Origin of the sequence: Staphylococcus sp. HMSC059F04, from assembly GCF_001812565.1 — a bacterium.
GTDB lineage: Bacteria > Bacillota > Bacilli > Staphylococcales > Staphylococcaceae > Staphylococcus > Staphylococcus lugdunensis.
On sequence record NZ_KV809466.1, the window covers coordinates 33,405 to 58,285 of the forward strand.

The window sequence follows — 24,881 nt, forward strand, 5'->3', positions numbered from 1 at the left end:
ACTGCCAATATTTAGTTCATAGCTTAAAATATAACTGTGTCCCTGGCGCTTTAATATTGTTATCTTATGACTTAGAAATAAAGTCATAAATCGTCATATTACGATAAGTCGACTTAACCAAATTTCCTACAGTTACTCCAATTAACCGTATAGGCGTCTCAGGATCTTTTAATTCCGCATACAACATATATGCGATATTATAGATGTCAGTTTCAGAACGAATTGGATCTCGGAGACTCATCTGTTTAGATAAAGTCTCAAATTTAAAGGTTTTAATTTTAACTGTCACTGTTTTAGCTGACTTCTGCAATTTATTTAAACGTTCAGCTGTCTTTCCTGACAACTCCCACATTTTCTGTAAAATTTCGTCATCATCATTAACATCTGTTGCAAAGGTTCTTTCTGTGCCAACAGACTTTCGAATTCGTGATGATTTCACTGGGCTATCATCAATACCTCGAGCTTTATTGTATAAACCTCTTCCTCGTTTACCGAATAAACGAACTAACTCAAACACATCTTTTTGGTATAAGTCTTGGCCATTATAAATACCATGCTTATGCATAATTTTTTCAGAAGCTTTACCTACACCTGGAAAGTCTCCAATGTCTAATGCCATTAATATTTTATGGACATTTTCATAATCTATGACAGTCATTCCATTTGGCTTGTTCATACCACTAGCTAATTTGGCTAAAAACTTATTATACGAAACACCTGCAGAGGCAGTAAGATGTGTCTTTTCATAAATATCACGACGAATATAGTTAGCGATTTGTGATGCCGGTAAATCTGGACGTACTAAGTGTGTAATATCTAAATAAGCTTCATCTAAGGACATAGGCTCAACCGCTTCAGTATAACTACGAAAAATCGACATGATTTCATTTGAAATCGTTCTATATTTTTCATATTGTCCTTGTACATAATAACCGTCTGGACATAACTTGTGTGCCTGTGACATAGGCATAGCTGAATGGACACCATATTTACGTGCCTCGTATGATGCTGTAGATACAACACCTCTGGAACTTGCTTTGCCACCAACGATAACTGGTTTACCTCGTAGCTTAGGATTATCTCTCATTTCTACTTGTGCAAAAAAGAAATCCATATCGATATGCACGATTCGTCTCTCTGTCATTTCACTCCCACCTTTATGACATTTAATGAATACATATGAATCTAATGTTTATTTGTTTTTAAATCGTCCGCAATTACTTCAAATATCGACAACAATGCTTCATTGGTGATATTAACATCCACTTTTATCATTGGTTTTGCTCCAGGATAAGGTCGCACACTCGGATAATTAGTTGCTATCTTTCTAGATTGTGTAGTCATTTTTACAAGCAGTTGATTATCATATAGACCTCCAATCAAAACATCATCATAATATATCAAATATTCGCCCATCATTTTACGTGTTTTTACTGATGTGCTATTTATGTTAGTCATTATTTGATTGAAAAACTGCTCACTTGTCGCCAAAATTGATTTCTCCCTATAAAAAATCTCAATACAATTATACTGTGGAATAAAAGTTAAAACATGTAATCCGCACACTATACAAATTGTACTGAGATGACTATATTATTTACACTGATTATTAAAATAGTAAGGTCGATTATAATACATATAGAGACCGTCATTTGTATTTTGAATATATTTGAAGCGATTACTCCATGCAGTGCCTAATAAATATAAATCTATAAGACAGTATCCGATATGTATGCTGCTAATAAAAATAATTGAAGAATATGCATAGAAGTTAAAAATAATAAGTAAAACAGTTGTTATTATAATAAGTGGAGCAATCATTGTGATTGTAAATTGATAAATATTCAAATATTTATCCGAAGTTTGACTGACAAGTAAACCTTTTTTATAGTCGAAGTGAATTCTATCGCCTTTTGACAAAATAAAGTACATCATTTTATGAATTAATTTATGCACGATTAACATAACTAAAAATCCAATTATGCCGAAAGTCACATTAATTAATATACTTTGTTCAATCACTTGAGTAAATGTAAACGCCCATTTATATGTCAGCAATATCATAAACATGATAACCACCAATTGAAGACAAACAAATCTGTATGGCTTTAATATACCGTTAGTTAAATCAATTTTGTGCATCACTTCGACCTCCTGTGCATTAAAGTCATCTATAGTATACAACTTTAATTCCATGCTCAAAAGGTTTTTTCAAAAAAGTAAGTTGACTGTAATATGAATTTAATAATCCAGTCAAATACTTAAAAAGTAACACAAATAGAAAATTATTATTTTACAAAGTATTTACCAATTATTCTATTTATGCTGTTTCTTTCTAAATAAAGCAACCGTCTCAATATGTGTGGTTTGTGGAAACATGTCTACGGGTGTAATTTCTTTTAAATCATATTGCGTAGCTAACATATGTGCGTCACGCTGTTGTGTGGATGGATTGCATGAAATATAAACAATTCGTTCAGGATTTAAATCAAGCAATGTTTGAATAAATTGCGCCTCACACCCTTTTCTAGGCGGATCTACCATTACAACATCTGGTTGGATACCCTCACGTTGCCAATCCATAATGACGTCTTCCGCTTTACCACACACAAATGTAGTGTTGTGTAAATCATTAACTAGTGCATTTTGGCGCGCATCTTTAATTGCAGAGGGTACTACTTCAACACCATAGACATGTTTGGCTACCGGTGCCATATATAAGCCAATTGTACCTATACCACAATACGTATCAAGTACAATTTCTTGCCCATCTAATTGCGCATAATCAATGGCCTTTTGATATAGCTTTTCAGTTTGGCTAGAATTAATTTGATAAAATGATTGATCACTAATTTTAAATGTAATATCGCTTAATTGATCAACGATCTTGTCTTTCCCATATAAAGTCACCGACTGCTGACCCATAATTACATTGGAATGACTATTGTTAATATTTTGTTTGATACTCGTAATGTTCGGAAAAGCTTGTTTTAACTGTTCCACCAGCATATTGGCGTGTTTAAATTTAGAACCATTCGTTACAAAGATTACCATGATTTCATCTGTATAATGCCCAGTGCGTATCACCAAGTGTCGTAAAACGCCTTTCTTAGTCCGCTCGTTATAAATACTGATATGATATTCATTTATCCATTTTTTAACATGATTCATAATATCTTGGTGTTGCTTATCTTGGATAAGGCAACTATCCATATCGATAATATCATGGCTTCTTTGACGGTAATAGCCCATAATTTTATGGTTCATTTTATCTTGACCAATTGGTACTTGCGACTTATTTCGATAGCGCCAAGGATTATCCATTCCAATAGTGTCATTGATTACTGTATCAGTAAATTGCCCTTTTCTATGAAAAAGATTAACAACTTGTTCTTTCTTCATTGCAAGTTGCGCTTCATAACTCATATGCTGTAATTGACAGCCTCCACATTTCCAATAATAAACACAAGGAGGGTCAACTCTATGATGACTCGCTTTATTTACCTCAAGTAATTTACCTATTGCAAAATTCTTCTTTACTTTAATAACTTTATACTTAATTTCTTCATTTATTAAGACATTAGGAATAAATATTGGATAACGATCAATTTTCACTACGCCATGCCCTTCGTGTGTTAAATCAATGACGTTACCGATTCTAATGTCATTTTTGTTTATTTCTTCCACATCTTCACCCCACATGAAAAAGAGGTTTAAGTCGTTTAATATAGATATGTGGCTTACACCCTATGTCCACAAACTAGACCTCAACCTCTTCAACTAACTATTCAACCTTATTATTTTCATTATCGTTAAATGTTTCCCTTGTTGTTGTTTGATTATCATTAATACTACTTTTAACTTGTTGATCTGCCGTCAATTCTTCATTATGTATGTCTTTTGGCGTAAACACTTCAATATGGCGTTTTAAATTTAGAAAATTGGCTGGTAATTTTCCACCATATTCACCATCCACATTTAATTGCATCTCAGTAAATGAAGAAATATTGACTGATTTAGCTTTTTTATAAATAACTTTCGGATGTTTGGTATGTTCCCCACGTGAAGCAAGTGTCATAATGTGCCCTAATTCTGCTAAATTAGCCTTTTCAACAATAATTAAAGTGAAATAACCATCATCTAACTTAGCATCAGGAACAAGTTTTTCGAATCCTGCCATTGAATTGGTTAAACCTAACAAAAATAACAGTGTTTCTCCTTGAAAGACTTCATCATCATATTCAATTCTTATATCTACAGCATTCATCTGCGGAAGCATTTCAAAACCTTTAATGTAATATGCAAAAGGCCCAACTATGGATTTTAGCTTACTTGGTGTTTCATATGACACTTGAGTAATTTTTCCGCCAGCAGCTAAATTAATAAAGTAGCGGTTGTTCATTTTCCCTATATCTACTTTTGTAGTATGTCCATTTATGATTACATCTAATGCCCCCATGATATCATTTGGTAAATGTAAAGCTCGACCAAAATCATTAACCGTACCCATAGGAATAATACCTAACTTTGGTCTGTTTGGTTGTTCTGCAATCCCGTTGACAACCTCATTCAATGTACCGTCCCCACCAGCAGCAATAATCATATCATAGTTACACGCTAACGCACGTTCAGCTTCAAGTGTCGCATCACCTACACGTTCTGTAGCATAAGCGCTCGTTTCATAGCCAGCACGTTCTAATTTAATTAATACATCTGGTAACGTTCTTTTAAATAATTCTTTACCTGATGTAGGATTATAAATTATTCTTGCACGTTTTCTCATAGTTTATCCCTCTACTTTTTATACTCATACTTTATATTAAATGATTTATTCAGGAGTTAAAAGTATTTATGTCTAACATCGTAAATATTATTAATTTTAAATTGACTTTATTGACCAAATATTAAGTTTTCATTTATTTAACTTTACAATAGATTAAGAACGCATAATGCTTAGTAAGACATTATGCGTTCTCATACTCTTTTTTATATTATAAAGGTGGCTGCTTCACATATTCATATTATAGCTATTGCATAAATCTATGAATATTACTTCACATGTTTGTGAAAATAATATTAGCGTTGATCTAATTGTTGTTTCAATAACTTATTGACAATTTGTGGATTCGCTTGGCCTTTTGAAGCTTTCATAATTTGACCAACTAAGTAGCCCATCGCTCTACCTTTACCATTTTTATAATCTTCAACTGATTGTGGATTATTATCTAATGCTTCATTAACAAATTTCAATAAAGTTGCTTCGTCTGAAATTTGCACTAAACCTTTGTCTTCCATGATTTGTTTTGCGTCTCCACCATTTTCAGCTAATTCAGGGAAAACTTTTTTCGCAATTTTACTGCTCATTGTGCCATCTTCAATAAGTTTAATCATACCTGCTAAGTTTTCAGGTGTTAACTTTGTTTCTTCTAAATCAACTTGATTTTTATTTAAATATTCATTTACGCCACCCATGAGCCAGTTAGATGTTAACTTCACATCTGCACCTTGTGCTACAGCACCTTCAAAGAAATCAGACATTTCTTTTGTAAGTGTTAACACGTGTGCATCATACTCTGGTAAACCTAATTCTTTGACATATTTTGCTTTACGTTCATCTGGTAGTTCAGGAATGGTTTGTCGTACACGTTCTTTCCATGCGTCATCAACATATAATGGAACGATATCCGGTTCTGGGAAGTAACGATAATCATCTGAACCTTCTTTAACACGCATTAATATTGTTTTACCTGTAGACTCATCAAAACGGCGTGTCTCTTGTCCAATGACACCACCATTGAGCAATTCTTCTTCTTGACGTTTTTCTTCATATTCCAAACCTTTTCTAACATAGTTAAATGAGTTAAGGTTTTTTAATTCCGTTTTAGTACCGAATTCTTTTTGACCATATGGGCGTAATGAAATATTGGCGTCACAACGTAATGAACCTTCTTCCATTTTACAATCTGACACACCTGTATATTGAATAATTGAACGTAATTTTTCCAAATACGCATAAGCTTCTTTTGGAGAGCGAATATCAGGCTCAGAAACTATTTCAATTAATGGCGTACCTTGGCGATTAAGATCGACTAATGAATAGCCGTCTTTGTGTGATAATTTACCAGCATCTTCTTCCATATGTAAACGCGTAATGCCAATTCGTTTTGTTTCTCCATCTACTTCAATATCAATATATCCATGTTCACCAATTGGTTCATCAAATTGTGAAATTTGATACGCTTTTGGATTATCTGGATAGAAATAGTTTTTACGGTCAAACTTAGAATTTGTTGCAATATCCATGTTTAAAGCCATTGATGCACGCATTGCCCAATCAACAGCACGTTTATTTACAACAGGTAAGACACCCGGATATCCTAAATCAATTACATTGGTATTTGAGTTTGGTTCTGCCCCAAAATGTACGGGTGATGGAGAGAACATTTTAGAATCTGTTTTTAACTCAACGTGAACTTCAAGTCCGATAACTGTTTCAAAATGCATTATTTCCACTCCTTATAAATTTTCGTATGCGTCATGTAGGTTGTATTGTGTTTCATATTGATAAGCAACACGATATAACGTCTTTTCATCAAATGGTTTACCAATAAATTGTAAGCCAATTGGTCGTCCATTGGATTGTCCACAAGGAACAGAAATACCTGGTAAGCCAGCTAAGTTTACCGGTGTCGTTAATAAGTCATTTGCATACATTGTTAGTGGATCATCTAGTTCATCACCTAAATTGAAAGCAGTTGTTGGCGCAGTAGGACCCACAATAACATCATAATCTTCAAATACTCTATCAAAATCATTTTTAATTAATGTTCTTACTTTTTGCGATTTTTTATAATATGCATCGTAATATCCAGAACTTAATGCAAAAGTCCCAAGGAAAATACGACGTTTTACTTCAGCACCAAAACCTTCGGAACGAGACATTTTATATAGCTCTTCTAATGTTTGCGCTTCTTTTGAGTGATAACCATAGCGGATACCATCAAAACGAGCCAAGTTAGCTGATGCTTCTGAAGATGCGATAACATAATATGAAGGAATACCATATTTTGTATTAGGTAATGATACTTCTTCTACTTCAGCACCTAATGATTTAAGTGTTTCTACAGCATTTTTAACTGATGATTTAACATCTTCACTGACACCTTCTCCTAAATACTCTTTAGGTAACGCTACTTTAAGACCTTTAATATCTTTTCCAATGTCTGAAGTGAAATCAACATCATCTACAGGCGCACTAGTTGAATCGTGTGCATCAACGCCTGAAATAGCTTCTAGCACGAGGGCATTATCTTTAACATTACGCGTAATAGGTCCAATTTGATCTAATGATGAAGCGAATGCTACTAAACCAAAACGAGATACTCGACCATAAGTAGGTTTCATACCAACTACGCCACAATATGCTGCTGGTTGTCTAATTGATCCCCCAGTATCAGAACCTAAACTAAATGGTACTAAGCCTGCTGCTACAGCCGCAGCAGAACCACCTGATGATCCACCCGGTACGGCCGTGTGATCAAAGGGATTGACCGTTTTTTTGAAGTAAGACGTTTCGGTTGAACCTCCCATAGCAAATTCATCCATGTTTAATTTACCGATTAATACTGCATTTTCATGCTTTAATTTATTCATTACTGTTGATTCATAAATTGGAACAAATCCTTCTAACATCTTGCTAGCACAAGTTGTTTCTACACCTTCAGTAATAATATTATCTTTAATCCCCATTGGTATACCGAAGAGCTTTCCATCCATTTGGTCTTTATCTTGTAAATGATCTAATTCTTGTGCTTTCTTAACTGCATTTTCTTTATCTAAAGTTAAAAACGATTTAATCGTTGGATCTGTCTCTTCAATTGCATCATAAATATCTTTAACAATATCTGATGGTTTAACTTTTTTATCTTTAATTAATTGTTGTAGATTCTCAATTGATTCATATCGAATACTCATCTTAAGCGTCCTCCTCATTCATGATGGCTGGAACTTTAAACTGACCATCTTCTGTTTCTTTTGCATTTTTTAATGCAAGTTCTTGAGGAATACCCTCTTGAGCTTTATCTTCACGTAACACATTTTGTAAATCTAAAACGTGATATGTTGGCTCAACACCTTCAGTAGCTGCACTATCATTTTGTTTTGCAAAATCTAAAATACTTTCAAGCGTTGTTGCCATTTCTTCAGTTTCTTCAGGAGAAATTTGAAGTCTTGCTAAGTTAGCGATATGTTCAACTTCTTCGCGTGTTACCTTTGTCATTAAATTAAAAGCCTCCTTATTACTCATTCATCATAAAATTGTATCAAATTTCGACACAAAAATCTAAATATTTATTACATTACACGGGAGCAAGACAAAAATCTTATTTTATAATAAAGCTTTCGGTGCCACAGCCCAACTTACTTTGGTTTAAGGCTATTAAATTAAAAAACTATATAGACCGTTAGTATTAGGATTAATCTAGATTTAAGAAATTGATTTAAGTACATTCTTAACATAAATAACTATTGAAAAATGTAACGTTCGGTGATATGTGAATTAGCTCAGCAATACATCATTATCCCTTTTATATCTAAAAGCATTAAAATAATGTTACTCATTTATGATATTTATGCCATTATCCTAGTTACATATACAAAATCCAGAATTTTAATAGCATAGTATTCATTAATTTAAAAATTCTGAATATAAAATCTATACTTAAAATACCTTATTAAAAACTTATATTCCTTAAAAATTTAGAAGGCATAAAATTTATCTTCTCTATCTCATTCATCATATTGTATAATATTACATGTAACTAAAAATAAAGGGGGTTCTTCATATGTTATTACTGGGTTCTACATTGCAAAATCAAGTGCAAACAGACTGGCAAACGTATATTATGATTGCCATTTACTTTATTATTTTACTGATTATCGGATATTATGGCTACAGACAAGCAACAGATAATATTAGTGAATACATGTTGGGTGGTCGAAACATAGGCCCTTACATAACTGCATTATCCGCAGGTGCTTCAGATATGAGTGGCTGGATGATTATGGGGCTTCCAGGTTCTGTCTATAGCACTGGATTATCTGCAATTTGGATAACAATCGGACTAACACTTGGCGCTTATCTTAATTATATTATTGTTGCACCGAGGCTTAGAGTTTATACAGAAATAGCTGGGGACGCTATCACACTTCCAGATTTTTTTAAAAATAGATTAAATGATAAAAATAACATCCTAAAAATATTCTCTGGTTTAATCATCGTTATATTTTTCACATTATACACGCATTCCGGATTTGTTTCTGGTGGCAAACTGTTTGAAAGTGCTTTTGGACTGAATTATCATATCGGTTTGCTTCTAGTAGCCGTCATTGTTATTGCTTACACGTTTTTCGGAGGATATCTAGCGGTATCAATTACTGATTTTTTCCAAGGCGTTATTATGCTAATTGCAATGGTCATGGTACCAATTGTTGCTATGATGCAACTTAATGGATGGGATACTTTCAATCGTGTTGCTGAAATGAAACCAACAAATTTAGACTTATTTCGTGGAACAACAACTTTAGGAATTATTTCCCTTTTTGCTTGGGGATTAGGATACTTTGGTCAACCACATATTATCGTACGTTTTATGTCAATAAAATCACATCAATTGCTTCCTAAAGCACGTCGCCTAGGAATTAGTTGGATGGCTGTTGGTTTATTAGGCGCTGTCGGTGTGGGGTTAACAGGTATTGCTTTTATTTCTGATAATCATATCAAAATGGAAGATCCAGAAACACTATTTATCGTCATGAGTCAAATTTTATTTCATCCACTTGTTGGTGGCTTTTTATTAGCTGCAATTTTAGCGGCGATTATGAGCACCATTTCATCTCAATTATTAGTTACTTCTAGTTCACTAACAGAGGATTTTTATAAATTAATTCGTGGGGAGAAACATGCTGCTGAGCATCAACGAGAGTTTGTTCTTGTAGGTAGATTATCGGTACTAATTGTCGCAATTGTGGCATTAGCAATCGCATGGTCTCCAAATGATACAATTCTTAATTTAGTTGGAAATGCTTGGGCCGGTTTCGGTGCTGCCTTTAGTCCTTTAGTGTTATATTCTCTTTATTGGAGAAACTTAACGCGTACCGGCGCACTAAGTGGCATGATTGCTGGTGCGGTAGTCGTTATTATTTGGATTGTATGGATCAAACCTTTGGCAACAATCAATGAAATTTTCGGTATATACGAAATTATCCCTGGATTCTTAACTAGCGTTATAGTAACTTATGTTGTCAGTTTATTAACACAGAAACCTGGAGATTTTGTCAATAAAGATATTGAAAAAGTCAAAACCATAATCCGTGAAAAGTAAATGTAAAACATTTGCGCGTTATATTTAAATATAAAGATAATATAAGACTTACAATTTCATCTTGGATATGCTGAATTATTTGTGTCTAATGACATCAATTGCATCTTTTTCATCATGTTGTTCATTGTGGCTTGCTAGTCAAATATTATCTAGCATGGAGTAATGCAATTGTAATATCACGATATAATTAATACCGCATCATTTATTTAGCATATGATTTTTTAATTTAATTAAACACACCCTAAAAGGTAAACGTTAGTCTAACTTTTAGAGTGTGTTTTTCACTAGATAATTTAACACTATTGTTGATATAATTCCATAAATTGTGGCGCCTATTCTTTAAAATAATCAGGCATCTTTAACTTCGTCTCTTGATTAACATCATGATATATCTCAATTGTAAATTCTGCTGGAGACATAAAGTAAAATGTATAAGCATTATGCGTATAGGTTGGTTCTTCAGAAGCATAACCATCTTTCGTAAGTCGTTCATACATCGCATCGACATCTTCAATACTTTTTTGCGGAAAACCAATGTGCAATTCTTTAGGATATTTAAAATCATCGCCATAAATCAAATTAAAGACAAAATGATTTTCATCATGCATAGCCACGAACTGTTTACCCGCGTTAACAAAACATGTCATATCGAAATATTTTTCGAAAAATGTTTTAGCCTTTTGTACATCTCTAACTACCATGTTTAAATGTTTTAATTCCATAAAACCCAACCTATCTCATTAAATTTATTTAATACAATGTGAAATAATAACCATTAAAGTTATTCACTTAATAATGGTGTATTTGATTCATTTCCCTAAACTTATTTAAATAAACAAAAGGCGGATATGAACTAATATAAGTTCTTCCGCCTTTAAAAAAGTTTCTAGTTATTATAAATATGCACTTGTGGCTCTTTGTCATCTTTTGATTTACTGATTAAAGCTCTTGAAGTATTACCGTCTTTAATACGTATTTCGTAACTATCGATGTTATCAAAATATTTATTAGCTTGTTCAGTAACATATTGAGTGATTGCAATCGTTTCAGCTTGCCCATAATAATCTATAGGTAAATCTACTGTAAGTTGACGTGGTTTTTTATCTACAAATTTCACTTTACCTGCTGCTTGAGTAAAGTTTGTAAAATATGACTGTAAATTATTATTAAATTGCTTAAAGTTATTGTTTAATGTCTCGTTTAACTTATCTGCATCATCTGAAGGCAATAAGACTGTTTTTTCATTAATGGACTTCCAATGATTGATCGTAGTTTGACCATCATCTGCAGTTGTTTGTGCGATAAAGCTTCCCGGAGAAATAGAGTCTTGACCAGATTGTTTATAGATAGCAAAATGAATCGGTATATCTTTCAAGTCTTCGTTTGCACGTAAACGAGATAGTATTTCAGATGCCATGGATTTACCTTGTTTCTCAATTTCTTTGTCATCTAAATTTTCACTATATGTTTCTCCATCTTTTTCCTTTTGGTAATAATAAACACTATTCATTGCTAGTCCAATAGTCATTCCTTTAATATTTGAACCTTTTTTATCTCTGTTGCCATAAAAATCTTGTTCTAGTATATTCGATAAATATGCAGGAGATTTTTTAGCAATTTTAGCTTTATCTGTTTCTCCATGATGTGATGGATTAAGGCCTAAATTCTCATTTGCATTTTTATCCTTTTGTTCGCTTTCACTCATTTTGTCAATTTCATCTTTAGTAAATTTAGGCTCAAGATATGCATTAATTGTAGACTTCGATAGATATTGACCATCTTGGTATAAATACTTGTCAGTTGAAAAGACGTCTTTGCTTAAATTCAACAGCCCTCTCTCAAAATCTTCTCCATTATATCCATTCGTCATATTATCCTGTAAAATACCACGCGCTTTGCTTTCTTTAAATGGGAGTAAGGTACGATAGTTATCACCCTGTACATCTTTATCAGTCGCAATTTGATTCGCACTATTTGGATGATCGGCTGATTTATCTTTTCTATCATCTTGATTACCGTTACTACAAGCCGCTAATATAAATAATACTGAAATCAATAAAATTATTGTCCGCTTCATCGCCGTTCTCCTCTACTCCATTATTTCCGTTTGCTTGTTAATAAAGTCACTTTCTGACCAAATTTCAGTACCAAACTTCTGTGCTTTTGTTAATTTAGACCCTGCATCTTCACCTGCAATAACTAAATCTGTGTTTTTAGTTACACTATTGGTCACTTTTGCACCTTGTAACTGAAGCCAATCAGCCGCTTCTTTACGAGTCATCTGTTCTAGTTTGCCCGTTAATACAATTGTTTTATCTTGAAACTCTGGGTGACCAGCTAATTCTGAAATCTTTACCCCTTTAAAAGTCATATTAACATCTTTGTTAGCTAATTTAGAAATCAATGATTGAATATCTTCATTTTCTAAGTATGTGACGACAGATTGCGCAAGTTTGTCACCAATATCATGAATGCTTATAAGTTCATCTTCGGTAACAGTTAACAAACGTTCTATCGTCTCGTATTTTTCAGCCAAAACATAACTTGCTTTGGCACCTAAATGACGAATACCAAGACCAAAAAGTAAATGTTCTAAAGAATTAGATTTAGCTTTGTCGATAGCTTGTAATAGATTCTCTACTTTCTTTTTACCCATGCGTTCTAAGGGTAATAAATCTTCTTCAGTTAAATAGAAAATATCTGCAACATCTTTAATCAATTCATGCTGATAGAGTTGCTGGATGATTTTCGTTCCTAAACCATCAATATTCATAGCTTGTCTAGATACGAAATGAATAAGTCCTTCAACCAGTTGAGCCTGGCATTTTGGATTGATGCAGCGTAAAGCTACTTCACCTTCAATTCTTACTAACTTATGTCCGCAGCTAGGGCAATGCGTTGGCATATGATACGTTTCAGCATCATTGGGGCGCCGCTCGATAATACTTTTTACCACTTCTGGAATAATGTCTCCTGCTTTTTTCACAACAACACTATCTCCAATGCGAATATCACGCTCATGTATTAAATCTTCATTATGCAATGATGCACGTGAAACTGTGGTTCCGGCCACTTTAACTGGTTCTAGAATAGCCGTAGGTGTTACTACTCCGGTTCTTCCTATGCTTAATTCAATGTCTAACAGCCGTGTAACTACTTCTTCAGCTGGAAATTTATATGCAATTGCCCATCTAGGCGATTTTTGCGTGTAACCCATCTCTTCTTGTTGTGCTAAATCATTAACTTTAATCACGATACCATCAATATCATAAGCTAATGATTCACGTTTCGCAGTCCATTTTTCAATGTACGCCAATACACCATCAATATCACTCACACACTCACGTTCATTATTCGTTTTGAAACCTAAGCGATCCAGTTCATCCAAAGCATCACTTTGAGTTGTTGCATTAAAATCAGAGAAATCATTGACACTATATAAAAATACACTTAACTTTCGTTTAGCTGCCAACTTTGAATCTAATTGCCGCAACGAACCTGCAGCAGCGTTTCTTGGATTTGCAAACGGTTGTTCGTTATTTTTCTCTTTTTGTTTATTTAAGGACATAAATGAAGCTCTAGGCATATATGCTTCACCACGTACTTCGAAGTTTAATGGCTCTTTTAATTTCAAAGGGATAGCATGGATCGTTCTTAAATTTTCAGTAATATCTTCTCCAGTCGTACCGTCTCCACGCGTCAATCCTTGCACAAATTTTCCGTTTTCATATTTTAAAGATACTGCTAAACCGTCAATTTTCAGCTCACACATATATTCTACCTCACCTATGTGATCACGAATGCGTTGATCAAAACGCTTTAAATCCTCTTCATTAAAGGCATTACCTAAACTAAGCATTGGTGTATCATGTCTAACCTTTTCGAATGAAGATTGGGCTTCACCGCCAACACGCACCGTTGGAGAATCAGTCGTTTTATACTCAGGATGATCCGCTTCAATTTGGATTAATTCATGAAGAAGCTTATCATATTCGCTGTCAGGAACAGAGGGGTTATCCTGAACATAATATTCATAACTATATTGATTTAATAAATCATGTAATTCATTGACACGATGTTGCAAATTATCCATGATTTAATCCTCCTTTTTTTCAATCGGTGCAAATTGAGCTAACAAGCGTTTAGGACCTTGTGACTTAAATATAATATCTAATTCTACAGAGCCATTTTTCTCATTAACATGACTAACCATACCTTCGCCCCATGCTTTGTGTATGACCTTATCTCCAACATGCCAATCTGATGACTTAACCTCTCTCTTAGGAGAAGTAACACGTTTACTATAGCCACGTTTTACCATAGATTTTGACTTAGGTGCTATGGTTTGACGTTTATCTTGGTTTGGTAATTCTAATAAATCTTCAGGTATTTCTTCTAGGAAACGGGATGGCATATTAGATTGTGAGCGTCCGAACAGCATTCTACTTGTAGCTCTAGTAATATAAAGCTGCTCTTCTGCACGTGTTATAGCCACATAACAAATTCGTCGTTCTTCTTGCATGTCATGATCATCATCGCTTTTAATCGCTCTAATATGAGGGAATAATGATTCTTCCATTCCCATCAAAAATACAATAGGAAATTCAAGGCCTTTAGCCGAGTGCATTGTCATCATTGTTACGCCATCATCAATTTGTGCTTCATCAATATCTGCTACTAATGATAAATCTGTTAAGAAATTAATTAAAGATTGTTCTTCAAGTGGCGTATTTTCTTCATAGTCTTTAGGCACTGACATAAATTCATCAAGGTTTTCCAAACGACTGCGTGATTCTATCGTTTGCTCTCGTTCTAACATAGCGCGATAACCTGTTTTTTCTAATATTTCTTCTACAATTTCACTGATTTCTAAAAATTCTTGTTCTTTAATCAAATTCTGTAATAAATCATAAAACTGTATACATCCTTGTGTTACTTTTTTAGAAAGTCCGATAAAGTCCGCTTCTGATAATGCATCAAACATACTGATATTATTTTGTAATGCATATGCCTGAATTTTCTCAACAGAAGATGGTCCTATACCTCTTTTTGGAACATTGATAATACGTTGTAAACTAATATCATCATTACTATTTGCTACGATTCTCAAATAACTAAGTAAATCTTTAATTTCCTTTCTGTCATAGAACTTTTGACCACCAACCATAGTATAAGGAATATTTGATTTCATAAATGTTTCTTCTAGGACACGTGACTGTGCATTTGTACGATATAAAATTGCAATGTCGCCATAGCTTTTGCCATTGCGCTGATGTTTCATGACTTCGCGCACGACATATTCTGCTTCATCTCGCTCGGTCATGGCCTCATAATACTTAATTTTTTCACCATTGGTATTGGCTGTCCAAAGTCCTTTAGGCTTTCGTTCAGTATTATTTTTAATCACTTCATTTGCTGCATTAAGTATTGTTTTCGTTGAACGATAATTTTGTTCTAAATAGATGCTTTTAGCTTCAGGATAGTCTTCTTCAAAAGATAATATATTTTGAATATCTGCGCCACGCCAACCATAAATTGATTGGTCTGAATCACCTACTACACATAAATTTTTAAATTTACTGGCTAACATTTTCACTAATGTATATTGAGCTTTATTGGTATCTTGATATTCATCTACATGGATATATTGAAATTTATTTTGATAATATTCTAATGCATCTGGAACACGCTCAAATAACCGGATTGTAGTCATAATTAAATCATCAAAATCAAGCGCTTCATTACGAGATAATTGTCGTTGATAACCACTATAAACAGTAGCAATCATCTGTTCGTGATAATTATTCGCTTCTTTTTGAGCATCGTCGGGTGTCTTTAATTCATTTTTTAAATTACTTATTGCTGATATAAACATACGTGGTTCAAATTTTTTACTATCAATATTTTCATTTTTTAATACATCTTTAATGACTGATTTTTGATCTGTCGGGTCTATTATAGTAAAATTTCGTTCGATGCCAATGCGATCAGCATCTCTACGTAAAATTTTGACACACATCGAATGAAATGTTGACATCCAGATGACTGATGCTTCTTCACCGACTAATTGTTCAACACGTTGCTTCATTTCTTTAGCTGCTTTATTGGTAAACGTAATTGCTAGTATGTTATATGGCGAAACACCTTTTTCATTTAATAAATATGCAATTCTATGCGTAAGCACTCTTGTTTTACCTGAGCCAGCACCAGCCATAATCAAAAGTGGCCCTTCTGTCGTTCTCACGGCTTCGCTTTGTTCGTCGTTCATATTTGCAACTAATGAATTCATTATTGAAACTCCTTCTTAATTTTTACTGTTTTCAATGCTTGCTTAAAATCTGTATAGATTAAATCTCCAACCACAATTGTATGCGCATAATTGGCCATTTGCTGTGCTTCTGACAACGTAGATATACCGCCACCATAAAATAATTGCGTGCTAGTCAAGGTTTCAGCTACTGACTTAACCTTTTCTACATTACCATAAATACCACTATATTCTATATACATGATTGGTAAATGATATAGCTGATCAACCATTTGAGCATAAGCAATGAGATCTTCTTCATTTAAAGCTGTTTGCGCTTGTGTTACTTCAGCTACTTTGCTTTCTGGATTAAGTACGATATAGCCTTCTAAAAACAGTTCATCAAAATTGATAACATGTCCATATTGTTTTAATGCCTTATGTAACATACCATTTTGATATTTAACATCTGCACTATTTAATACTGTAGGCACGAAATAAAAATCAAATCCTGGCATAACGCTATCAATATTGGAAATTTCTAATACTAAAGGAATAGGATATCTACGTACTCTACTCATTAAATGTAATACATTATCTTCTGTTACATTATCTGTGCCACCAATAATAATTGCGTCTGTGTTGGACATACAAATTGCATCTAAATCGCTGTCATTAATAACTTTTGCAGGGTCTAATTTAAATACATGGCGCCATTCTTTTAAATCATACATACAAGTATCTCCTTTTTTAACATACCTTAAATTATATCATTTTCTATTCTCATTTCTAAACTATTATGCCAAATAAATTCGATTATCATTACGTCAAACATGGCTGAGACAAAATCATTGTCCCAGCCATGTTGTAACACTATTCTTTTGTCTTAATATTTAATCGGTCAAGAATCATTGTATATGCATCATTACCCCATTGTAATGAGCGTTTTACACGTGAAATCGTTGCAGTTGATGCGCCCGATTCTTGCTCTATCGTTGCATAGGTATAACCCTGCTTTATCATTTTAGCTACTTGTAATCGCTGCGATAATGACTGTATTTCATTGACAGTGCATAAATCATCGAAGAATTGATAACACTCTTCTCTATTTTCAAGAGTGAGTATTGCATCAAATAATTCATCTAATGCTTTCCCACGTAATTTTTCAATTTGCATCGTTAACAACCCCTAGACTCATTTTCAATATTTAATCTCATTTTAACGTACTAAATGATTAAAGTGTAGTCAAATATACGCAAGAAGTTAAGGAGTTATTCTAAACCAGCACGATTAAAAATTGTATCCACTTGATTTAAATGGTGTTTTGGATCAAAGCATTCGTCTAATTCATCCTTAGATAATACATTTGTAATTGTTTCATCTTGTTCAATTAATTCGCGGAACGGTGTTTTCGTTTCCCATGATTCCATTGCTTTTGGCTGTACTTTATCATAAGCTTCTTCTCTTACCATTCCTTTATTGATAAGTGCTAATAATACACGTTGCGAATATATAAGACCAAATGTTTTATCAATATTATTTCTCATATTATCTTCATAAACAGTTAGTCTATCTACAATATTTGTAAAACGGTTAAGCGCATAATCTAATGCAATAGTAACATCAGGTAACATAATACGTTCAGCAGAAGAATGTGATATATCACGTTCATGCCATAAAGGTACATTTTCATATGCAGTTGTAATATAGCCTCTTATTACGCGAGATATGCCAGTGATATTTTCTGATCCGATTGGATTGCGTTTATGTGGCATAGCAGAAGAGCCTTTTTGTCCTTTGGCAAATGCTTCTTCAACTTCACGTGTTTCTGTTTTTTGTAAGTTTCTAATCTCTACTGCAAATTTTTCCATAGACGTTGCTATAAGCGCTAGCGTTGCAATATAATATGCGTGACGATCCCGTTGTAATGTTTGTGTTGAAACTGGCGCTGCGTCAATACCTAAGTGCTTACACACATAGCTTTCAATTTCAGGAGGGATATTCGCAAATGTACCAACAGCACCGCTCATTTTCCCTACTTCAATTTCTTTGCGCACCTCTTTAAAGCGCTTTAAGTTACGTTTCATTTCCGTATACCATAGTGCCATTTTGATACCGAAAGTTGTAGGTTCAGCATGCACCCCATGTGTACGTCCCATCATTAAGGTATATTTGTATTTTTGAGCTTTTTCAGCTAGAACAGTTATAAATCGTTCTAAATCTTTTTCAATGATATCATTGGCTTGTTTAATGACGTAACTTAACGCTGTATCTACGACATCAGTTGAAGTGAGTCCATAATGCACCCATTTTCTTTCTTCTCCAAGTGTTTCTGAAACTTGTCTTGTAAAGGCAACAACATCATGACGTGTTTGTTCCTCTATTTCTTTAGCCCGATTGACATCTACTTTTGCATTTTGGCGAATTTTTTTAACATCGTCTTTAGGAATATATCCTAATTCACTCCATGCTTCACAAGCTAAAATTTCTACTTCTAACCATGCTTCGTAACGATTTTGATCTGTCCATATCTTTGACATTTCTTCTCTTGAATAGCGCTCTATCATTTTTTTAACTCCTATCACTAGTAATTTGATGAATGACTTGCATTAAAACTGTACAATAATACGAAATAAAACGAAAAAGTTCGTTTTTTAATCACTTCAACCTTAGCTTATCAAAATTTCAAGTAAATGTATAAAGTTTTTCCTTACTTTCATATTCTATGATAATCTGAATACGAAAACAATTACTATCAACATTTTTACCACAAAAAAAGGAGCCGGACAGAATTCATTATGAATTCGTATTCCCGCCCCGATATGGTTGACTAGAATTGAAAAAAGCTTGGTATTAGCGTGTTTTCAATCCAGCCAACTACTGCAAATATATAGTTCATAGCCTAAATTATAAAGATGTTCCAAACTGTTTATCTTAATAGAACTAATCTGTATTCAATTTCTTTCCTATAAAAATGATTTCCTGTTTTAATACTTCTATGCTACCGTCAGCAAGCTTTTGAAATATAGGCTTTTCAATTCGACGTATTGGTATATATCCGTCAGAGCGCATGCGTTGTATACATTCAGTTATTGTTTCATTGTCATTTACTTGGAATTTCATAATCCACAACACTTTCTAATTCTTCAGGTTCATAAGCTGCTAACTTACGTTTACGTACACCTTTCGTCCAGAAACCACCATGTATATTTCTAGGCTCATATGCAATAATAAATGCTTTAGGATCTAGATTTTTTATGGTATCCATTAATTTAAGCTCATATTTGCGTGGAGTTAATATTTGCATCACCATACGACTGCCATCGCGTCCAAAAGCTGCGTAGTGTGTCACACCATAGCCTAAATTTCGCAATTCATTCGGCAAATCATGTTCGTATTCACCAGAGGTTACATTAACTACAACATAACCTAGCGCTAACTTTTCTTCTATTTTCATACCAACGATAATTCCAACAGAAAAGCCCAGCGCATATGCAAAAATGTTTTGTATTTGATTTAAACTTGACATTACTAATCCTAAACCTACGACATAGACTAATACTTCTAAAAAGCTCACGACTGCAGCAACATATCGATATCCTTTTAGTGTTAGAATCGTCCTCATGGTTAGGAATGTCACATAGCACACATTAATAATAAAAATAGCAAATACCATGAGCCATGGGTTTTGTGCAATTGCAGACATAAAATTCCTCTTTTCATTCATCAAATCCAGATTATTTTATCAGCCAAACTGATTTTTGTCACTAGTTTTTTTATTAACTTTCAGTATTCATATCACTTTTGGGCCAGCTATATCGTGTATAAGCCAGTTCTCTTTTATGAGCATTTCTAATATAATGACGTTCAATTGTTTGACGAGCTGCCTCAGATACATCTTTTCCTTCTAAATAATCATCTATATCATTATAAGTTACACCTAACGCTTCTTCGTCTGGTAATTGCGGTTTATCATCTTCTAAATCAGCAGTAGGAACCTTCTCATATAAATGTTTGGGTGCATGTAAGAAGACTAAGAGTTGGCGTCCTTGACGTTTATTCAAACCGAAAATTGGCGCAATATCTGCAGCACCATCACCATATTTAGTAAAAAAGCCGGTAATATTTTCCGCAGAATGATCCGTACCAACAACAATGCCTTGCGTATGAGATGCGATGGAAAACTGTACTTTCATGCGCTCTCTTGCCTTTTCATTGCCTTTTTGAAAATCTGTTAACTTGATACCCGCTTCTTGTAGAGAAGTAACACTTTGATCTACAGCAGGCTTGATATTTACAGTCACTACTTTATCAGGTTGAATAAACGCGATTGCATCGTCAACTTCAGCTGCATCTTTTTGCACACCATACGGTAATTTAACCGCAATAAATTCGCATTTACGACCTTCTGCGTTTAATTCATCTACAGCTAGCTGTGCGAGTTTACCAGTTAACGTTGAATCCTGTCCACCAGATATGCCAAGAACTAAACTTTTGATGAATGAATGTGATAGCACATAATTTTTAATAAATGACTTAATACTTTCAATTTCTTCTGCTTCATTAATCTCTTTTTTAACTTTCATTTCCTTAACAATGATATCTTGTAACTTAGTCATTTTCTTCCTCCATCTCTTTCACGTGCTCAGCAACCTCAAATATACGTTTATGTTTATTTTCCCAACATGCTGTACTTAAATCAACGGGATACTCTTGGGGATTTAAATAACGTTTATTTTCATCCCACAATTGAGATAATGCTTTTGTTAAATAGGCTTGCGCCTCATCTTCAGAAGGTAAATCATAAACCAGTTTACCTTGTTCAAAGATTACATGGTGTAAATCAATAGCATCAAATGATTTAATATATTTCATCTTATAAGTATGAACCGGATGAAACATTTTTAATCGACTCTCATTATTAGGATTTTCGTGTTCTAACGTTATATAATCCCCTTCCGATTTCCCTGTTTTCTTATTAATGATGCGGTATACTTTTTTCTTACCTGGTGTCGTTACTTTTTCTGCATTATTAGATAATTTAATGCGATCAACGTATTGGCCTTCATTATTTTCAACGGCAACAAGTTTATATACCGCACCCAAAGCTGGCTGATCATAACCAGTGATTAATTTTGTACCTACACCCCAAGAATCTACACATGCACCTTGGGATTTCAAGCTCATAATAGTCTGTTCATCTAAATCGTTTGAAGCAATTATCTTAGCATTAGGAAAACCTGCTTCATCTAACATTCGACGTGCTTCTTTAGACAAGTAAGCAATATCGCCAGAATCTAAACGTATACCAACAAAATTAATCTTATCTCCTAATTCTTTAGCAACTTTAATCGCAGTTGGTACACCTGACTTCAATGTGTGAAATGTATCAACAAGAAAGACACAATCTTTATGTCGTTCAGCGTATTTTTTAAATGCCGTATATTCATCCCCATATGTTTGTACTAACGCATGCGCATGTGTACCTGAAACTGGCAAACCGAATAGCTTACCCGCACGCACGTTACTCGTTGAATTAAATCCTCCAATATAAGCAGCTCTAGCTCCCCACAAAGCAGCATCTAATTCTTGTGCACGTCTAGTTCCAAATTCCATTAATACATCGTTCGGGGCTACTTGACGAATACGACTGGCTTTCGTTGCAATTAAAGTGTGAAAATTGATGATATTCAGTAATTCTGTTTCCAACAATTGTGCTTGAATTAAAGGCGCTTCCACCCTTAACATGGGTTCATTTCCAAAGCAAAGCTCTCCTTCTTGCATCGCATGAATATGGCCAGTAAATCTTAATTGCTTTAAATATTCTAAAAAGTCATCCTGATAACCTATAGATGCAAGATAAGCAATGTCTGAATCTGTAAATTTAAAATTTTCCACAAACTGAATTACCCGTTTCAAACCATTAAATACTGCATAACCACTATCAAATGGCATATTTCTAAAATACAAATCAAAAACTGCCATTCGCTCATGTATGCCGTCATGCCAATAACTTTCTGCCATATTTATTTGATATAAATCATTATGCAACATTAAACTATCATCACTATATTGATACACAAGACTCTCTCCAATCGATCTTTTTATATATTTTATCATAATTCAAACATTCAGAATAATTTAGTTGTTTAATACATACTTTATGTGATCTGCTTTAAAAGACAAATTAGTGACAATGTAATCTTTTTTATGGCCTTTTAATAGCTCTCCATTATAATGGTGATGAGGTGAGCATATGTTAAGGGAAAAAGCCATACAATTTATCCAAACTATGTATAAAGAATTAAAATATTCACAAACTAAAATGAATGCTCGTATACTACAAATAGAGCAAGAAATTGAAGAATCTGGTATTTATACACATACATTAGAAGAATTAACGTATGGTGCCAAAATGGCATGGAGAAATTCAAATCGTTGTATCGGCCGACTATTTTGGGAATCGTTAAACGTTATTGATGCGAGAGATGTTCAAGATGAATCGTCCTTTATAAATTCAATCCATCAGCATTTATCTTTAGCAACAAATGGCGGAAAAATAAAACCTACAATTACTATTTTTTCAGCGGAAAACCCACCTAAAATTTTCAACAATCAAATCATTCGCTATGCTGGATACGATGACATGGGTGACCCTGCAGAACGAGACGTGACTCGTCTAGCACAACACTTAGGATGGCAAGGTAATCATACAGATTTTGATGTGTTACCATTAATCTTTCAAATTCCTGGGAAGCGTGTAACATATCATGAACTTCCTTCTGAACTTGTGAAAGAAGTTGATATTAAACATGAGCATTACCCTAAATTAAAAGCACTTAATTTAAAATGGTATGCCGTTCCTATTATTTCAAATATGAATTTAGTTATCGGTGGCATCACATATACCTGCGCTCCTTTTAACGGCTGGTATATGGTCACTGAAATTGCAGTTCGAAATTTTACTGATTCTTATCGCTATAATTTATTAGAAAAAGTTGCAGATGCTTTCAATTTTGATACACTAAAAAATAATACATTCAACAAAGATCGGGCATTAGTTGAATTGAATTATGCGGTCTATCATTCATTCAAATCGCAAGGCGTTTCAATTGTTGATCACTTAACGGCTTCTAAACAGTTTGAACTTTTTCAACAAAAGGAAGCTCAAGCAGAACGCCAAGTGACTGGTAAGTGGTCCTGGCTGGCACCGCCATTATCGCCAACTTTAACTGATAACTATCACCATGGTTTTAATAATGAGATGAAAGATCCAAATTTCTATTATAAAAAGAACAAAACAACATCTTGCCCTTTCCATTAAACACGCTTATGGAGGTCAACTATGAAATTACATTATTTAGGTCCAAAGGGCACTTTTTCTTTTTTAGCAAGCCAACAAATCGTCTCAGAGCCATCAATTGATCGGTGTGCACAGTCCAACTTGCTTGAGGTTATTTTAGCTGTTGTAAATAATAAAGAAGATATGGGAATCGTTCCTATCGAAAATTCTATTGAAGGGACGATTAATATGGTTGCAGATGCACTAGCACAACAAGATATTTTTGCCCACGGGGAAATTATCATAAATATTCACTTTGGATTATATGCATTGCCCCATACATCACTTTCTGATATTTCTACCGTTTATTCGATTGCACCAGCGATCAGTCAAACACGTAACTTTATACACCAACATGGTTTTAATTACGATTATGTCGATAGTACTATTCAGAGTTTAGATAAAATTACATCGACGACTGCAGCAATTGCACCACTGGGCAGTGGAGAACGACTAGGATTTAAGGCCTTAGCATCAAATATTGAAGATTATCCGCATAACACAACACGCTTTTTAATCATCAAAAATCATAATCATTTTAAACCGTATACCAGTCAGACCATACTTGTTATAACACCTCAGTCCGATAAACCCGGCCTATTAGCCAGCATATTAAATACATTTGCATTATTTAATATTAATTTATCATGGATAGAATCACGACCTTTAAAAACAGAACTTGGAAAATATCGATTTTTTGTCCAAGCTGACAGAGGTTTAAATGATGAATTAAAGAAAGTGATTTCAATATTAGAAACATTAGACTTTAAAATTAAAATTATCGGTTCGTTTTCTAATTAAAAATAATTCTGAAATAGTTTCAATGGTATCATTTTGAAGAAAATAAGCCGGGAGCTTCTAGTAATTTTTTATAACGCACCTCGTTAATTTAGTTTAGTGGTATTTATTA

22 protein-coding genes are annotated in these 24,881 nt (G+C 33.8%); 3 read left to right on the forward strand and 19 right to left on the reverse strand.

The window, feature by feature from the left end; translation table 11 throughout:
- Nucleotides 1–64: 64 nt before the first annotated feature.
- From dinB to gatC, 8 genes are all read right to left on the reverse strand, one after another.
- Nucleotides 65–1,144, reverse strand: a complete 1,080-nt coding sequence (dinB, locus tag HMPREF2864_RS04095; protein WP_012990798.1) for a DNA polymerase IV — start codon at nt 1,142–1,144, stop codon at nt 65–67.
- A gap of 41 nt (nt 1,145–1,185) precedes the next feature.
- Nucleotides 1,186–1,491 (reverse strand): TfoX/Sxy family protein, encoded by a 306-nt coding sequence (locus tag HMPREF2864_RS04100; protein WP_002477952.1) that lies wholly within the window; start codon nt 1,489–1,491, stop codon nt 1,186–1,188.
- A gap of 102 nt (nt 1,492–1,593) precedes the next feature.
- On the reverse strand, nt 1,594–2,142 hold the full coding sequence (locus HMPREF2864_RS04105) for a metalloprotease family protein (protein ID WP_070544719.1): 549 nt from the start codon (nt 2,140–2,142) through the stop codon (nt 1,594–1,596).
- A gap of 174 nt (nt 2,143–2,316) precedes the next feature.
- Nucleotides 2,317–3,687: a 23S rRNA (uracil(1939)-C(5))-methyltransferase RlmD gene (gene rlmD, locus HMPREF2864_RS04110; protein ID WP_176744211.1), complete on the reverse strand. Its 1,371-nt coding sequence runs from the start codon at nt 3,685–3,687 to the stop codon at nt 2,317–2,319.
- Between the two features lie 97 nt (nt 3,688–3,784).
- On the reverse strand, nt 3,785–4,783 hold the full coding sequence (locus tag HMPREF2864_RS04115; RefSeq protein ID WP_002477949.1) for a diacylglycerol kinase: 999 nt from the start codon (nt 4,781–4,783) through the stop codon (nt 3,785–3,787).
- A 293-nt stretch (nt 4,784–5,076) separates the two neighbouring features.
- The gene (gene gatB, locus HMPREF2864_RS04120; RefSeq protein WP_070544721.1) at nt 5,077–6,504 is read right to left on the reverse strand and encodes an Asp-tRNA(Asn)/Glu-tRNA(Gln) amidotransferase subunit GatB; all 1,428 of its coding nucleotides are present in this window, start codon (nt 6,502–6,504) and stop codon (nt 5,077–5,079) included.
- Nucleotides 6,505–6,516: 12 nt separating this feature from the next.
- Nucleotides 6,517–7,974, reverse strand: coding sequence for an Asp-tRNA(Asn)/Glu-tRNA(Gln) amidotransferase subunit GatA (gatA, locus tag HMPREF2864_RS04125; protein ID WP_002461359.1), 1,458 nt, complete (start codon nt 7,972–7,974; stop codon nt 6,517–6,519).
- A 1-nt stretch (nt 7,975) separates the two neighbouring features.
- Nucleotides 7,976–8,278: an Asp-tRNA(Asn)/Glu-tRNA(Gln) amidotransferase subunit GatC gene (gene gatC, locus HMPREF2864_RS04130; protein ID WP_002477947.1), complete on the reverse strand. Its 303-nt coding sequence runs from the start codon at nt 8,276–8,278 to the stop codon at nt 7,976–7,978.
- Between the two features lie 565 nt (nt 8,279–8,843).
- Between gatC and putP the strand changes: the two genes are divergently transcribed.
- Nucleotides 8,844–10,382, forward strand: a complete 1,539-nt coding sequence (putP, locus tag HMPREF2864_RS04135) for a sodium/proline symporter PutP (RefSeq protein ID WP_037544409.1) — start codon at nt 8,844–8,846, stop codon at nt 10,380–10,382.
- A 332-nt stretch (nt 10,383–10,714) separates the two neighbouring features.
- Here putP and HMPREF2864_RS04140 read toward each other — a convergent pair whose 3' ends face one another.
- The 11 genes from HMPREF2864_RS04140 to HMPREF2864_RS04190 all read right to left on the reverse strand — a co-directional run bounded on the left by HMPREF2864_RS04140 (nt 10,715) and on the right by HMPREF2864_RS04190 (nt 22,710).
- A complete protein-coding gene (locus HMPREF2864_RS04140) occupies nt 10,715–11,104 on the reverse strand; it encodes a VOC family protein (RefSeq protein ID WP_002461363.1) in 390 nt (129 codons plus the stop codon).
- Nucleotides 11,105–11,268: 164 nt separating this feature from the next.
- Nucleotides 11,269–12,459 (reverse strand): CamS family sex pheromone protein, encoded by a 1,191-nt coding sequence (locus tag HMPREF2864_RS04145; RefSeq protein ID WP_002492732.1) that lies wholly within the window; start codon nt 12,457–12,459, stop codon nt 11,269–11,271.
- A 12-nt stretch (nt 12,460–12,471) separates the two neighbouring features.
- Nucleotides 12,472–14,475: an NAD-dependent DNA ligase LigA gene (gene ligA / locus HMPREF2864_RS04150; RefSeq protein WP_070544723.1), complete on the reverse strand. Its 2,004-nt coding sequence runs from the start codon at nt 14,473–14,475 to the stop codon at nt 12,472–12,474.
- Between the two features lie 3 nt (nt 14,476–14,478).
- Nucleotides 14,479–16,671: a DNA helicase PcrA gene (gene pcrA, locus HMPREF2864_RS04155; protein WP_037544414.1), complete on the reverse strand. Its 2,193-nt coding sequence runs from the start codon at nt 16,669–16,671 to the stop codon at nt 14,479–14,481.
- Nucleotides 16,671–17,363 (reverse strand): heptaprenylglyceryl phosphate synthase, encoded by a 693-nt coding sequence (locus HMPREF2864_RS04160; protein WP_002461367.1) that lies wholly within the window; start codon nt 17,361–17,363, stop codon nt 16,671–16,673. The genes pcrA and HMPREF2864_RS04160 overlap by 1 nt, the downstream gene beginning before the upstream one ends.
- A gap of 139 nt (nt 17,364–17,502) precedes the next feature.
- Nucleotides 17,503–17,805 (reverse strand): YerC/YecD family TrpR-related protein, encoded by a 303-nt coding sequence (locus HMPREF2864_RS04165; RefSeq protein WP_002461369.1) that lies wholly within the window; start codon nt 17,803–17,805, stop codon nt 17,503–17,505.
- Nucleotides 17,806–17,900: 95 nt separating this feature from the next.
- On the reverse strand, nt 17,901–19,196 hold the full coding sequence (purB, locus tag HMPREF2864_RS04170) for an adenylosuccinate lyase (RefSeq protein ID WP_002477941.1): 1,296 nt from the start codon (nt 19,194–19,196) through the stop codon (nt 17,901–17,903).
- Nucleotides 19,197–19,572: 376 nt separating this feature from the next.
- On the reverse strand, nt 19,573–19,752 hold the full coding sequence (locus tag HMPREF2864_RS04175) for an NETI motif-containing protein (protein ID WP_070544724.1): 180 nt from the start codon (nt 19,750–19,752) through the stop codon (nt 19,573–19,575).
- Nucleotides 19,733–20,335: a DUF2179 domain-containing protein gene (locus HMPREF2864_RS04180; protein ID WP_070544725.1), complete on the reverse strand. Its 603-nt coding sequence runs from the start codon at nt 20,333–20,335 to the stop codon at nt 19,733–19,735. The genes HMPREF2864_RS04175 and HMPREF2864_RS04180 overlap by 20 nt, the downstream gene beginning before the upstream one ends.
- Nucleotides 20,336–20,408: 73 nt before the next feature.
- Entirely contained in the window at nt 20,409–21,248 is an 840-nt protein-coding gene (nadE, locus tag HMPREF2864_RS04185) for an ammonia-dependent NAD(+) synthetase (protein WP_002461375.1), read from the reverse strand.
- Nucleotides 21,241–22,710, reverse strand: coding sequence for a nicotinate phosphoribosyltransferase (locus tag HMPREF2864_RS04190; RefSeq protein WP_002477938.1), 1,470 nt, complete (start codon nt 22,708–22,710; stop codon nt 21,241–21,243). The genes nadE and HMPREF2864_RS04190 overlap by 8 nt, the downstream gene beginning before the upstream one ends.
- A 175-nt stretch (nt 22,711–22,885) precedes the next feature.
- Here HMPREF2864_RS04190 and HMPREF2864_RS04195 point away from each other — a divergent pair, with 175 nt between their 5' ends.
- Both HMPREF2864_RS04195 and HMPREF2864_RS04200 read left to right on the forward strand, forming a co-directional pair.
- On the forward strand, nt 22,886–23,953 hold the full coding sequence (locus HMPREF2864_RS04195) for a nitric oxide synthase oxygenase (protein WP_070544726.1): 1,068 nt from the start codon (nt 22,886–22,888) through the stop codon (nt 23,951–23,953).
- A 21-nt stretch (nt 23,954–23,974) separates the two neighbouring features.
- Nucleotides 23,975–24,772 (forward strand): prephenate dehydratase, encoded by a 798-nt coding sequence (locus HMPREF2864_RS04200; protein ID WP_002461379.1) that lies wholly within the window; start codon nt 23,975–23,977, stop codon nt 24,770–24,772.
- Nucleotides 24,773–24,881: the final 109 nt, after the last annotated feature.

Excerpts from the sequence above, each read along its gene's own strand:
- HMPREF2864_RS04200 (WP_002461379.1), top strand. The coding sequence starts at position 23,975 with ATGAAATTACATTATTTAGGTCCAAAGGGCACTTTTTCTTTTTTAGCA.
- HMPREF2864_RS04180 (WP_070544725.1), bottom strand. The coding sequence starts at position 20,335 with ATGTCTGCAATTGCACAAAACCCATGGCTCATGGTATTTGCTATTTTT.
- HMPREF2864_RS04165 (WP_002461369.1), bottom strand. The coding sequence starts at position 17,805 with ATGCAAATTGAAAAATTACGTGGGAAAGCATTAGATGAATTATTTGAT.
- HMPREF2864_RS04160 (WP_002461367.1), bottom strand. The coding sequence starts at position 17,363 with ATGTATGATTTAAAAGAATGGCGCCATGTATTTAAATTAGACCCTGCA.
- purB (WP_002477941.1), bottom strand. The coding sequence starts at position 19,196 with ATGATAGAGCGCTATTCAAGAGAAGAAATGTCAAAGATATGGACAGAT.
- HMPREF2864_RS04140 (WP_002461363.1), bottom strand. The coding sequence starts at position 11,104 with ATGGAATTAAAACATTTAAACATGGTAGTTAGAGATGTACAAAAGGCT.
- ligA (WP_070544723.1), bottom strand. The coding sequence starts at position 14,475 with ATGGATAATTTGCAACATCGTGTCAATGAATTACATGATTTATTAAAT.
- HMPREF2864_RS04195 (WP_070544726.1), top strand. The coding sequence starts at position 22,886 with ATGTTAAGGGAAAAAGCCATACAATTTATCCAAACTATGTATAAAGAA.
- nadE (WP_002461375.1), bottom strand. The coding sequence starts at position 21,248 with ATGACTAAGTTACAAGATATCATTGTTAAGGAAATGAAAGTTAAAAAA.
- gatC (WP_002477947.1), bottom strand. The coding sequence starts at position 8,278 with ATGACAAAGGTAACACGCGAAGAAGTTGAACATATCGCTAACTTAGCA.
- HMPREF2864_RS04105 (WP_070544719.1), bottom strand. The coding sequence starts at position 2,142 with ATGCACAAAATTGATTTAACTAACGGTATATTAAAGCCATACAGATTT.
- HMPREF2864_RS04145 (WP_002492732.1), bottom strand. The coding sequence starts at position 12,459 with ATGAAGCGGACAATAATTTTATTGATTTCAGTATTATTTATATTAGCG.
- dinB (WP_012990798.1), bottom strand. The coding sequence starts at position 1,144 with ATGACAGAGAGACGAATCGTGCATATCGATATGGATTTCTTTTTTGCA.
- gatA (WP_002461359.1), bottom strand. The coding sequence starts at position 7,974 with ATGAGTATTCGATATGAATCAATTGAGAATCTACAACAATTAATTAAA.
- pcrA (WP_037544414.1), bottom strand. The coding sequence starts at position 16,671 with ATGAATTCATTAGTTGCAAATATGAACGACGAACAAAGCGAAGCCGTG.
- HMPREF2864_RS04115 (WP_002477949.1), bottom strand. The coding sequence starts at position 4,783 with ATGAGAAAACGTGCAAGAATAATTTATAATCCTACATCAGGTAAAGAA.
- HMPREF2864_RS04175 (WP_070544724.1), bottom strand. The coding sequence starts at position 19,752 with ATGAAATTCCAAGTAAATGACAATGAAACAATAACTGAATGTATACAA.
- putP (WP_037544409.1), top strand. The coding sequence starts at position 8,844 with ATGTTATTACTGGGTTCTACATTGCAAAATCAAGTGCAAACAGACTGG.
- gatB (WP_070544721.1), bottom strand. The coding sequence starts at position 6,504 with ATGCATTTTGAAACAGTTATCGGACTTGAAGTTCACGTTGAGTTAAAA.